We start from the raw sequence: 12,249 nt of genomic DNA on the forward strand, positions 1-12,249 counted from the left end.
AATGGTTTCCTTGCTCCAAAAGTAGAGCTGTTGCATTAATCGTTTTGGTGTGCTCTCCTGAAATGGTGGCCGTGACGCACTGAGCGGCGGCCTCCATCCCCGTGCAGAAGGTGGACCCGCCGTCCGCAGGTCAGGAAGGCGGTACCCCCAGGCGACATCAGCCGCACTCTGCCCCCCCATTCGATGCCCGCGACTAGCGGCAGACACTCACCCTCCTGATCGGACATCACCATGAACACCCGTACCACCCCCCGTATCGCCATCGTTGGAGCCGGCCCCGGCGGCCTGACCTGCGCGCGCATCCTGCAGAAGCACGGCGTCAGCGCCACTGTCTACGACCGCGACAGCGGCCCGGACGCCCGCAACCAGGGCGGCAGCCTGGACCTGCACGACGACGACGGACAGATCGCGCTCCGCGAGGCCGGTCTCCTTGACGAGTTCTTCGCCCTGTCCCGCCCCGAAGGGCAGGAGATGCGGCAGATGACGTCATCGGGCGAGATCGTCGATCACAAGATTCCCGCCGAGGGGGAGCTTTTCAAGCCAGAGATCGACCGCGGCGTGCTCCGCGACCTGCTGCTGAACTCCGTCCAGCCCGGAACCGTCCAGTGGGGCCGTGGCCTCGACCACGTCAGCGGACCCGCGGACGGCCCGCGCCTGCTGCACTTCACCGACGGCACCACCGTCGAGGCCGACCTGGTCATCGGCGCCGACGGGGCCTTCTCCCGGGTCCGACCAGTCGTGTCCCCCGCCGTCCCCGCTCACACCGGCGTCAGCTTCCTGGAGGCATGGTTCGACGACGTCGAGGCCCGCCATCCCGAGATCTCCGCACTGGTCGGTCAGGGCAGCGCGGCTTCGGGCGACGGCGAGCGCGGCATGTTCGCCCAGCGCAACGGCGGCGACCACATCCGCGTCTATCTGATCCGCCGTGTCCCGGCGGCCTGGCTCGCCGACATGGGCCTGACCATCGACGACACCGCCGCGATCCGCGCCCGCCTGCTGGAGGAGTACGCCGCATGGTCACCCGCCCTGCGCCGACTCATCAGCGACAACGACGGCCGCTACGTGGACCGCCCGATCTTCGCACTGCCCGTCCCGACCACCTGGGAATCCAACCCCACCGTCACCCTGCTCGGCGACGCCGCCCACCTCATGCCGCCGCTCGGCGTCGGCGTCAACTACGCCATGCTCGACGCCGCTGAACTCGCCCTGGCCATCGCCGACAACGACACCGTCGCCGACGCCATCCGCGCCTACGAGGCCACCATGCTCCCCCGCGCAAACGAGACCGCCAAGTTCCTCGAAGGCGGCGCGGAACAACTCATGGGCACCAGGTTCCCCGGCCCCCCGGACGACGACTCCAACTGAACACCCAACCCCACCCGTTCCAACACGCACCACGTGCCCCATGGCACGGCCGGGCCAGACCCCCGGTGACGCAGGGGCGCAGGTCGTCATGGCAGACCCCACCTCGTCGCCGTACGCACGGATGGTGCTGTAGAGCTGAGGAGCGGCGAAGGGGCGCTCTGGACCATGGGTGCCCGCACGGGCCAGGCTGCCTGGCCCGTAGCCGCCGGGACTCCCGCCGCGCCCGCAGTGCCGGGCGCGGTACCCGGCCCGCTGGTCGGCCACGACTAGTCTGGCTCACCCCCGTCGTCGTCCTCGTCCAGCTCGGGCGCGTCCGGGTCGCGCAGTGGGCGCAGAGCGCCGGCGGCCGGGACGCTGGCGGTGAAGCTGTAGCGGCCGAGCAAGTTCAGGTTGCGGTGCTTGAGCGGGGACAGGCGGGCGATGTCCCCGTCGCGGATCTCGTGGCCTTCGGCGCGGAGCTGGGCGACGGCGGCGTCGATGTACTTCGTCGTCCAGAGCACGATGGCGTTGAGGACCAGGCCGAGCGCGCCGAGCTGGTCCTCCATGCCGTCGCGGTACGCCTGGTGGATGGTGCCGCGCTTGCCGTGACACACGTCCCGGGCGAGCTTGTGGCGGGACTCCTGCACGGTGAGCTGCCGGTTCATCTGCCGGCGGTAGGTGTCGTCCACCGGGTCGACCACCCGCAGCAGATGTTCGGTCTTGGCGATCCGCCCGTATTCCGCGAACGCCGCCCCGAGCGGGGTGGGGCGGCCGTCGCGGCCGAACATGCGGAGCAGGTCGTAGGCGCGGACCTGATTGGTGACCAGGGAACCGGCGACCTTCAGCATGTCGGGCCAGTGCGTGATCACCTTGTTCAGGTTCACGCGGTTGCGGGCCAAGTCCTCCACCGCGCCGTACGCGCCGGTCTCGACGCCGGGCATCGTGGCCCGCCAGAACCGCTGGTCGTCCAGGTCGCGGAACCGGGGGCTGAAGTTGTAGCCGAGGATCTTGAACAGGCCGAACACCATGTCGGAGTACGAGGCGTTGTCGGTCGCCACCATCTCCGGCTTCACCCCGCCGTCCAGGTTCAGCAGGGCGTCCAGGATGTGCAGGGAGTCGCGCGGGGTGCCGGGGACGACCATCTGCCCGATGCCCGCGACCTGGTCGTTGACGGCGTTGAGCCAGGTGATGCCGCGCTTGAACCCGAAGTACTTCGGCGACGGGGCGGCGTTGATGGTGCGCACCGGCACCTGGAAGCGCAGCCCGTCCACAGAGGCCAGCAGTCCGTCGCCCCAGTAGCGCACGATCGGGATGCCGGCCTGGGCGGCGATCAGCCGTGCGTTCGCCGCGGCGATGGTGTCGGCGCGTAGGTAGTACTGGTCGACGTGCACAAGCCGGGCCCGGGTCAGAGCCTCGTACCCGGGGTTGACCACCGGGGCCAGGCCGATGTTGCACGCCTCCGAGACCAGCAGCGCGACCACCGAGGTGGGCAGGTCCTTCATCCGGGTCGTGCCGTCGCCGAGGTGCACGAAGGCGTCGAGGAACCCGGTCCAGGCGTTCACCTCGAACAAAAGGTCCGGCAGGTCGATCTTCGGGAGCATCTTCTCGACCCGCTGGCGCAGCCAGGTCAACGACTTCGGCTCGCCGAGCGCGCCGAGCTTGTCGACGTTCAGCTTCACCCGCCCGTCTTCCTGGACCTCGATGGAGACCTTCGCCGCCGGCCCCGCCTCCTCCAGACGTGTCGCGAGCTGCTTCCATCCGGCGTCCAGGCCGAGCACCAGCTCCGCCAGGTGCTCGGTGACGGGCATGTCCAGGCTCAGGGCCGCCAGGACGTCCTCCTCGACCGCGTCCCAGTCGGGCCCGTCCAGCAGGCGGGCCCGCGGGTTGGACCAGCGGTGCGAGGGCGAGGCGAAGACGTCGCGGTTGTTCAGGGCCCGGTGCAGCTGCTCCAGCACGCACACCACGTACGCGTCCCGGTCCACCGCGCCCTGCGGCAGGTCCGGGTTGGCGTACACCGCCTTGCGCCACGCCGGCGGCACCAGCTTGTCGTCCACCTCGCGCGGCAGCAGCGGTTTGACCCCCGTCTTCCGCCGCGCCAGCGCCGGCAGGCCGCGCACCCCGGCCAGGACCCGCTTCCCGGCGCTCGCCGCGTCCAGGGCCTTCGACTCACCCAGCAGCGCGAGGAACGGGCGCACCGTGGCGTACCGGTTCGCGAGCGCGGCCCGCATGGCGACCTCGGCCGAGTTCTCGTCCTCGGGCACCAGAGTCACCACGGTGGCCGCCGCGGTCATCACGGCGGCGCGCGGGGCCACTTCCTCCACGGCTGCCCAGAGCGCGGCCACGTTCAGGTCCGCCTCGTGTTCCTCGACCAGCTCCAGCTCCTCGAACAGCACCCTCGCCGCTCGCGCGAGTACCCGTGACGCCTTCTCCAGCTGCGGCAGCGTCGACAGCCGTTCCTTCTCCGTCTTGCGCTTCGCCGTGTTCAGCAGCCGGGTGGCCATGAGGACCTGGAACAGGTCCAGGGCCTCGTCGATCGCCTTCGCCTCCAGGTGCCGCATCACCGCGGTGAGCATCGCCGTGCGCTTCGGCTCCTGAGCCCGCTCCAGCAGCGGCGCCTTCGACCCCAGCGCGTACCGGGCCAGCGCCGCCATCCGGTTCGGCGGGATCTGCGACAGCCGCAACCTGCCGAGCCGGTATGCGCCGATCTCGTCCACCCGCTCCAGCGCGCGGGCGAACGCCGTCCCCGTCGTCCGCGTCGGCGGCCGGCGCAGCCGCTCCAGCTCCGAGAACCGCGAGCCCTCCGGCGTCTTCAGTGTCGCCACCAAATCCCCGGGCAACGCCGGGTCCGCGCGGCGGGCGGCCCCCGCGACCGTGGCGTGCAGCCGCTTGTCCGCGACCTTCCGCACCTCCGCCACCTGCCGGGCCAGCACCGACACCCCGGGCAGCAGCACCCGATTACGGCGCAGCCAGCCCACCGCGTGATCGAACAGCGCCTTCGGCCCCTCGGCGTGCGTCCACGCCCGCCCGTGCAGGAAGGTGCGGAACCGCCGGGACCACTCCGCGTCGTCGTACTCGTGGTACTCGTAGGCGTCCCGGATCTCCCACGCGTGCTCGTACGCCGTCTTCGGCCGCTCGGTGTACCGCTTCACCACCGACGGGTCCTCGATGCCGAGCTGCGCGGCCAGGTGCTCGACCACCGGCCACGGCGCATCCAGCGGGTCGTCCGGGAGAAACCGGCCGATGTAGCGCACCGTGCACATCTGGAGCGCGAAGCCGAGCTGGTGGTGCGCGGAGCGGCGCCGGGCGATCAGATCGCGGTCGACGTCGTCCAGGAAGAAGAACCGCTCCAGCTCGGGGCGGGTCGGCTCCTCGGCGAACTTCCCGTACGCCTCGGCCTGCTCATCAGTCAGAAACTCCACCGGCACGAGCGGACCGTAGCCAGCCCCAGCACCCGCCCGGCGATCTTTCCGCGAACCCCAGCAGAGCCACTGGCCGGTGTGCTAGCCGACCATGATCGCTCTCAGCGCCAACCGCTGTACCGATGTTCCCCGAGGCCGAACAGCGCGCCGGGGTAGATCTCCAGCTTGGGCCGCTGGTGGGCCTTGACGACGTCCTCGACGGCCAGCGGGTGCAGTTCCAGCGCGGCGGCGATGTCCGCGAACTCCGGTTCGGTGGGGTCGTGCACGCCGATCCACAGGAAGGAGTCGCCCTGGCCGCGGGCCCGGGCGAGCGCGGCCGACAGGTCGTCCGGGGTGCGGGTGCGGCGGCCGTCACGGTACAGAGCGCAGTCGACGATCACGGGGACATCCCTTCCTCGGCGGCGTGCGGATCTATCACCCGCGCGCCCGCCCGCCGGTCCGTGTGCCCGGGCCGGGCCGCGGCACGCAGAAGTCACCGAACCGCCGCCCCCGTACGGGTTACGGTGCCGGGGGCGGCGATGGCAGACTCTGCGGGTGCGCGACTACGACATACTGGTCATCGGTTCGGGTCCCGGCGGGCAGAAGGCGGCGATCGCCGCGGCCAAGCTCGGCAGACGGGCGGCGATCGTGGACCGCCCGGCGTCGCTGGGCGGGGTGTCCCTGCACACCGGCACCATCCCGTCCAAGACGCTCCGCGAGGCGGTGCTCTACCTCACCGGGCTCAACCAGCGCGACCTGTACGGGCAGAGCTACCGGCTCAAGGACGACATCACCATCGGGGACCTGACCGCCAGGACCGAGCACGTGGTCGGGCGCGAGGTCGACGTGATCCGCAGCCAGCTCAGCCGCAACCAGGTGCAGCTGCTGCCGGGCACCGGCCGCTTCCTCGACGAGCACACCGTGGCCGTCACCGACGCGGCCGGCCGGGAGCGGGCGGTGACCGCGGACTTCGTGGTCGTCGCGACCGGCACCCGCCCGGCGCGCCCGGCGAGCGTGGAGTTCGACGACCGTACGGTGCTGGACTCCGACAGCGTGCTGAGCATGGACCGGGTGCCGCGCTCCATGGTGATCGTCGGCGCCGGAGTGATCGGCATGGAGTACGCCTCGATGTTCGCCGCGCTCGGCAGCAAGGTCACGGTGGTCGAGCAGCGCGAGGGCATGCTCGGGTTCTGCGACGGCGAGGTGGTCGAGGCGCTCAAGTACCACCTGCGCGACCTCGCGGTGACCTTCCGCTTCGGCGAGACGGTCGCGGCCGTCGAGCGCCACGAGCGGGGCACTCTCACGGTGCTCGCCAGCGGCAAGAAGATCGCCGCCGACGCAGTGATGTACTCCGCCGGGCGCCAGGGCCTCACCGACGGACTCTGCCTGGACCGGGCCGGGTTGGCCGCGGACAAGCGCGGCAGGATCGCGGTCGACGAGCACTACCGCACCGCGGTGCCGCACATCTACGCCGTCGGCGACGTGATCGGCTTCCCCGCGCTCGCCGCCACCTCCATGGAGCAGGGCCGCACTGCCGCCTACCACGCCTTCGACGAGCCCGTGCACGGCATGCCCGAGCTCCAGCCGATCGGCATCTACACCATCCCCGAGATCAGCTTCATCGGCCGCACCGAGGACGAGCTCACCGAGGCCGCCGTCCCCTTCGAGGTCGGCGTCTCCCGCTACCGCGAGCTGGCCCGCGGCCAGATCATCGGCGACGCCCACGGCATGCTCAAGCTCCTCGTCTCCCCCACCGACCGCCGCCTGCTGGGCGTCCACTGCTTCGGCACCGGTGCCACCGAGCTCATCCACATCGGCAGCGCCGTCATGGGCTGCGGCGGCACCGTCGACTACCTCGTCGACGCCGTCTTCAACTACCCCACGTTGGCCGAGTCTTATAAAGTCGCCGCCCTCGACGTCACCAACAAGATCCGCCAGATCGACCGCCTCGACACCTGACCGGCACCCGCCACCGGGTGGCAGGGCGGGTCGGAGCGGCCTCCGGCGGGGGGCGGCTGGGATGATCGCGGGATGCTGCAGGTATGTCTGAACGGTGGTCGGGGGCAGGGCGCGGGTGCGGCGGTGCCGGTGACGGCGTGGGAGTTGGGGGACGCCGCGGCGCAGGCCGTACGGGCCGGGGCCCGGGCGGTGCATGTCCATCCCAGGGACGGGAAGGGCGAGGAGACGATGGCGGCGGTGAGTGTGGACGCCGCGGTCGCGGCGGTGCGGGCGTCCGCGCCCGGGGTGCCCATCGGGGTGACCACCGGGGCGTGGACCGAGCCGGACCCGCGGCGGCGGGCCGCGCTGGTGCGGTCGTGGTCGGTGCTGCCGGACCACGCGTCCGTGAACTGGCACGAGGAGGGGGCCGAGATCGTCGCGGAGGCGCTGCTGGAGGTGGGGGTCGGGGTCGAGGCGGGGGTGTTCTCGGGGACGGATGCGGCGGTGCGGTTGCGGAGGTGGCCGCATGTGCGGCGGTTGGTGCGGGTGCTGGCGGAGGTCGTGGACCACGATCCGGTGACGGCGCCCGGGACCGCGGTCGCGCTGCTCGATGAACTCGCCGCGCTGGACGGGCTGGATCGTGCCGCGCGGGGGCCGGTGCTGCTGCATGGGGAGGAAGGGGGTGCCTGGGCGGTGTTGCGGTGCGCGGCGGGCCGGGGGCTTGACGTGCGGATCGGGCTGGAGGACACGGTGGTCCTCCCGGACGGGGGCGCGGCCGTGGACAATGCGGAGCTTGTACGGGCGGCTCTTGCTGAGGTGGCGGCGGCGGGTTGAGGTGATGCGGGGGCGTTGGGGCGCCAAGGCTGCGGGGGCGGGGGCGCCGGGGCTCCGGGGGCGGGGTTCGGGACTGCATATTTACGGCGCCTGCGCGTCTTCCGCGAACCTGCCCTTGCTTTCCGCGCCACAAATATACGAACGTCCCGAACCCCGCCCCCTGCGCCCCGGCTTCACTCCTCCGCGGTAGGGGGGTGGCGGGTGGGGGCTACTCGGGGGGTGGGAGGGTGCGGGTGGTGGTCCAGGTGAGGAGGGTGGGGGTGGACCAGGTGGTGAGGATGCGGGAAGGGGGGATGGAGGCGGCTTCGGCCAGGGCGCAGCCGTGGAGTTGCCAGGCGAGTTGGCCGGGGGCGTGGGCGTCGGAGTCGATGGAGAAGAGGGTGCCGAGGTCGCGGGCGAGGGTGAGGAGGGGGTGGGGCGGGTCGAGGCGGTGGGGGCTGCTGTTGATCTCGACGGCGGTGTGGGAGCGGGCGCAGGCGGCGAAGACGGCTTCGGCGTCGAAGGTGGACTCGGGGCGCTGCTTGGTGTCGCCGATGAGGCGGTTGGTGCAGTGGCCGAGGATGTCGACGAGGGGGTTGCCGACGGCGTTGACGAGGCGGCGGGTGAAGTCGCGGGCGGGCATGCGGAGTTCGGAGTGCGCGGAGGCGACGACGAGGTCGAGGCGGTCGAGCAGTTCGTCGCTCTGGTCGAGGGAGCCGTCGGGGAGGATGTCGCACTCGATGCCGGTGAGCACGCGGAAGGGGGCGAGGCGTTCGTTGAGTTCGGCGACGACGTCGAGTTGGCGCAGGAGCCGTTCCGTGGTGAGGCCGCGGGCGATCTTCAGGCGCGGGCTGTGATCGGTGAGGACCATCCAGGAGTGGCCGAGGTCGCGGGCGGTGCGGGCCATCGCCTCGATCGGGCTGCCGCCGTCGGACCAGTCGGAGTGCACATGGCAGTCGCCGCGCAGGGCCGCGCGCAGGGCCTGCCCGGCGCCGTCGGCGGGTGGGGCGGGCCGGCGGCGTTCGAGGTCGGCGAGGTAGGCGGGGGTGCGGCCGGCGCAGGCGTCGGCGATGACCTGGGCGGTGGTCTTGCCGATGCCGGCGAGGTCGGTCAGCCGCCCGTTGCGGGCGCGCCGCTCGACCTCGCCGGGCGGGAGTGCGGCGACGATGTCGGCGGCGCGCCGGAAGGCCCGTACCCGGTAGGTGGGCGCGAGGGCGCTCTCCAGCAGGAACGCGATCCGGTCGAGTGCCTCGATGGGCTCCATGGTGGCGCTGTTCCCGCCCGGGGCCGCGGCTAACGGCCGGGCGGGCCCGCGTCACCCGCCCGGCCCCGCGGCTCCGCGGTCCCCCGCGGCTGAGACGTTCGGCACCTGGAGGGCGTCCCAGCTCTCCTTGCCGGGCGGCCACTTGAGGGCGGCGCCGCTCCACCCCTTGTGGTGCCGCTCACGTCCTTGTTCGCAGTGCTCGATCGGCGGCTTGCGGCCGGCGGAGGACCAGGACGTGCCCGGGAACGGCTCGTACGCCGCCGCTGCCTAATTCCCCTTCGCCGCCCAGGCGGTGAGCGCGTCTTTGTCGGCGAAGGCGGCGACATTGCGGTCCAGGCCGTCGGCCGAGCTGTACTGGTGGATGGTCCAGGGGTGCTTCACCCGCGGGTGGCCCGCCTTCGCGCCCGGGTCCGCGATCCACAGGCCGTCGCCGCAGAAGGAGGTGGTGTCGCGGTGCAGCCAGTAGTCGCGGTTGCAGTAGAGCAGCACCCGGTGGGTGGGGGCGGCCTTCTGGAGCGCCTTGATGAAGGAGTCCTTCTCCGCGCAGCTCACGCCGGTGTCCTCCCAGTCCATGGCGAGGATGTCGCCGGCCTTGATCCCGGCGTGCTTGCGGAAGTAGGCGACCTGGTCGGAGACGGAGCCGGGCCGGGCGAAGTGGTAGTGGCCGACGGCGACGCCCTCGGCCCGGGCGTGCGCGACCTGGGCGGCGTGCCGGGGGTTGACGTAGCCGGTGCCCTCGGTGGCCTTGACCATCACGAAGGCCAGGCCGGAGGTGCTGAAGGTGCTGGACTGGTAGGAAGCGACGTCGATGCCCTTGATGGTCATGGCGGGCCTTTCCCTCACGTGGTGCGGTGCGCTGGTTCGTCGACGGTGGGTTCACGGGTCGGGGGTGCGGGGGCGGGCGGGTCGGCGGTGGCGTGCACGGGCGTGGTCACCGGTACGGACCCGCTCGCGGCCGGTAGCGGTTCCGCCGGAGCGGAGCGGCTCAGTGCACACTGCCGACCTCGAAGGTGTCGCCGCAGACGACGGGGTCGGCGGTCGCCAGGGCCATGGCGTCCCGCGAGCCGGGCGGGTATGCCTTGACCAGGGTCGGCCGGCCCCAGCAACTGTTCCCGCGCACGCCCTGGTTGAGCGTGTGCAGGTCCGCCTCCACGGTCGCGCCCGGCTTCAGGGGGACCACGGCGCCCTTGGGCCCCTCCCGCCCGGCGGGGCGGCCGATCGTGGTGCCGTCGCCCCGGATCAGGGAGACCCCGGGGAAGCCGTCGAGGACGCAGGGGTGCGACGAGGTGTTCGTGAACAGCAGCGGGTAGTACAGCTGGCCCGCGCCCGGGTCGCCGCGGCCGAGCCGCATCGTCAGGTCGGTGACGGTGCATCGGCTGCCGGCCGCCTCGGCCCGTACGGTCGTGGGGGCGTCGCCGTCCGTGGCCTGCGGCGAGGCGGCGGCGGTCCCGGGCGCGGTCGTGCCCTGCGGCGCCGCCGACGGGGAGGCGGAGTCGTCGGTGGTGGTGGGCGCGGGGCTGTCCGACGCGGCCGGCCGGGTGGAGGCGGCGGCCGCCGTGCCGGTGCCGCCGGTGCCGCCGTTGCCGCAGCCGGCGGCGCCGAGCGCGAGGACCGTGGCCACCGCTGCGGCCAGCGGTGCGGTACGCGCCAGCGGGTGCCGCCCGGCGGGCGTCCGCCGGCCGCGCGGTGACAGGAACGTCGTGGTACGCATATCTACCGCGTTCTCGCTCCGGGCCCCTCCGAACCGTCGGCACCACGGATTGTTGCCGTATCCGCACATTCTGTACGCCCTGTTCGAACCGCTGCCGGCACAGGCGCACCCCCTACGCACCCGCCCCGACACCGGGGCGAACTGACGGGTGATCACCTTGTACCGCCGGGGACCACCGGTTGGGGTCCAGCCTCGTATCGGGGGATCATCGCAGGTGGGGGGGATGTGCGACGGGGAACGGCAGTGCGCCCGAAAAGAGCGGGAGCGCGTGGGGGCAGGCGGTCGCGGCCGTGGTACTGGTGGGGGTCGCGCAGAGCGTGCTGCCCACGCTTCCGGGGTGGCAGGCCGCGGCCTGACCGAGCAGGCCGCCGTCAGTGGTCCGCGTCGGAGTCGCCGTCGGGGTCCGGCGCGCGGTGGGCGCCGCCACCGGACGTACCGCCCGGCGCCCGGTCGGCCTCGCCCCCGCTCTCGCTCTGCGAACCGTCCGGCTCCGCCGGGGGCTTGGACTCGCGCCCGCGCCGCTTGAAGTGCCAGTAGACGACCGCCCCGACCACGACCACCGCGACGACGACCGCGACGGCCGTGCCCGCCGTACGCTCCACCCGCTTGTACGCGTCGCCCGCGTAGTAGCCGAGCAGGGTGAAGCCGACGCCCCAGACGATCCCGCCGGCCGCGTTGAAGACGAGGAAGACCCGGTAGGGCATCCGGGACATGCCCGCGAGCGCCGGCATCAGGGCGCGGAAGAAGGCGATGAAGCGGCCGAGGAAGACCGCGGCCGGGCCGCGCCTGCGGATCAGCTCCTGGGCGTGGGCGATGCGTTCGTGGTGGGCGCGCAGCGCCCGGCTGTCCAGGATGCGCGGGCCGAACCGCCGGCCCACCTCGTAGCCGACGCTGTCCCCGGCGATCGCGGCGAGCACCACCACCACGCACAGCCAGAACACCGACACCCCGCCCTGGCTGGCGATCACCCCGCCGAGCACCGCCGCGGTCTCGCCGGGCAGCACGAAACCGAAGAAGAGGGCGTCCTCGCAGAAGACGAGGGCGCCGACGACGGCGTAGACGACCGGGCCCGAGGAGTGCGCGAGCCAGTCGGTGACGGAGCTCATCCGGTCACCGGCCCCGCCTCAGCGGACCGGCCGCGAACGCCTGCGGCGCAGCCGCCACGCGCCCCACGCCAGGTCCGCGACGAACAGCACGACGCCGATCACGAGCAGCACGCCGAGGCCCCCGGCGACCGCGCCGATCAGCCCGAGGACCATCGCCAGGATGATCAGCAGGAGGAACAGGGTCACGTTCCGGGTCCTTTCCGGGCGAGGGGCGGATGCGCGGGCTCGCGGGTGTGCGGCTCAGCGGCGGGCGAGCAGCCTGGTGCCCTTGGCGGCCGGCTCGTACGGCAGCCCGTAGTGCTGGAAGATCGCCTCCTCGTCCTCGGCGGGCAGCACGTCGTCGGTGCCGATCGAGGGGGCGGCCTTCAGCAGGGACTTGGGGTAGGGGACGCGGACGTAGCCGGGGCCCGCGACCGCCTCGCGGACGGGGACGAACAGCAGCCGGTGGCGCGTGGGCAGCCCGGTCCGTACCGTGACGACGGCGGGGCGGTCGGTGGTGGTGTCCACGTAGACCGCCTCGAGGACGCCGATCTTGTGGTGGTCCTCGTCGACCACGTCGTGGTCGCGCCACTCGCGCAGATCCGCGGGTTCGATCATCGCCCACCTGCCTTTCGCCGGGGTACGTCAGCGGGCCGGGCAAGGGCCCTGTGCGGGGTTTCCTTCCCCCGCGGCGCG

10 protein-coding genes and 1 pseudogene are annotated in these 12,249 nt (G+C 72.5%); 3 read left to right on the forward strand and 8 right to left on the reverse strand.

Annotated elements, in window-relative coordinates:
- Positions 1-231: 231 nt before the first annotated feature.
- The gene (locus tag AC3ERT_RS23495) at positions 232-1,365 is read left to right on the forward strand and encodes an FAD-dependent oxidoreductase (RefSeq protein ID WP_435176618.1); all 1,134 of its coding nucleotides are present in this window, start codon (positions 232-234) and stop codon (positions 1,363-1,365) included.
- 266 nt (positions 1,366-1,631) lie between these two features.
- On the opposite strand, the gene AC3ERT_RS23500 is transcribed toward AC3ERT_RS23495, so the two are convergent.
- Together AC3ERT_RS23500 and AC3ERT_RS23505 are read right to left on the reverse strand one after the other, a co-directional pair.
- Complete coding sequence (locus AC3ERT_RS23500; protein ID WP_435176620.1) at positions 1,632-4,769, reverse strand: Tn3 family transposase; 3,138 nt, start codon at positions 4,767-4,769, stop codon at positions 1,632-1,634.
- A gap of 125 nt (positions 4,770-4,894) precedes the next feature.
- Positions 4,895-5,143: pseudogene (locus AC3ERT_RS23505) on the reverse strand (magnesium transporter CorA); the annotation flags it as partial.
- A gap of 154 nt (positions 5,144-5,297) precedes the next feature.
- Between AC3ERT_RS23505 and sthA the strand changes: the two are divergent.
- Both sthA and AC3ERT_RS23515 read left to right on the forward strand, forming a co-directional pair.
- Positions 5,298-6,701, forward strand: a complete 1,404-nt coding sequence (gene sthA / locus AC3ERT_RS23510; RefSeq protein WP_335982587.1) for a Si-specific NAD(P)(+) transhydrogenase — start codon at positions 5,298-5,300, stop codon at positions 6,699-6,701.
- Between the two features lie 72 nt (positions 6,702-6,773).
- Positions 6,774-7,514 carry a 3-keto-5-aminohexanoate cleavage protein gene (locus AC3ERT_RS23515; protein ID WP_435134237.1) on the forward strand — a complete coding sequence of 247 codons (741 nt, stop codon included), beginning with the start codon at positions 6,774-6,776 and terminating at the stop codon, positions 7,512-7,514.
- Positions 7,515-7,722: 208 nt separating this feature from the next.
- Here the strand turns inward: AC3ERT_RS23515 and AC3ERT_RS23520 are convergent, their stop codons facing one another.
- The 6 genes from AC3ERT_RS23520 to AC3ERT_RS23545 form a co-directional block, all read right to left on the reverse strand.
- Complete coding sequence (locus AC3ERT_RS23520) at positions 7,723-8,757, reverse strand: PHP domain-containing protein (RefSeq protein ID WP_435134239.1); 1,035 nt, start codon at positions 8,755-8,757, stop codon at positions 7,723-7,725.
- 267 nt (positions 8,758-9,024) lie between these two features.
- Positions 9,025-9,582, reverse strand: coding sequence for a glycoside hydrolase family 25 protein (locus AC3ERT_RS23525; protein ID WP_335982593.1), 558 nt, complete (start codon positions 9,580-9,582; stop codon positions 9,025-9,027).
- Between the two features lie 160 nt (positions 9,583-9,742).
- A complete protein-coding gene (locus tag AC3ERT_RS23530) occupies positions 9,743-10,468 on the reverse strand; it encodes a DUF4232 domain-containing protein (RefSeq protein ID WP_435176622.1) in 726 nt (241 codons plus the stop codon).
- 371 nt (positions 10,469-10,839) lie between these two features.
- Positions 10,840-11,574: a DedA family protein gene (locus AC3ERT_RS23535; protein ID WP_435176624.1), complete on the reverse strand. Its 735-nt coding sequence runs from the start codon at positions 11,572-11,574 to the stop codon at positions 10,840-10,842.
- An 18-nt stretch (positions 11,575-11,592) separates the two neighbouring features.
- Positions 11,593-11,760, reverse strand: a complete 168-nt coding sequence (locus AC3ERT_RS23540) for a hypothetical protein (RefSeq protein WP_435134249.1) — start codon at positions 11,758-11,760, stop codon at positions 11,593-11,595.
- Between the two features lie 54 nt (positions 11,761-11,814).
- Positions 11,815-12,171 carry a PRC-barrel domain-containing protein gene (locus tag AC3ERT_RS23545; RefSeq protein WP_435134252.1) on the reverse strand — a complete coding sequence of 119 codons (357 nt, stop codon included), beginning with the start codon at positions 12,169-12,171 and terminating at the stop codon, positions 11,815-11,817.
- Between the last annotated feature and the right edge of the window lie 78 nt (positions 12,172-12,249).

The organism is Actinacidiphila sp. bgisy145, assembly GCF_057708125.1.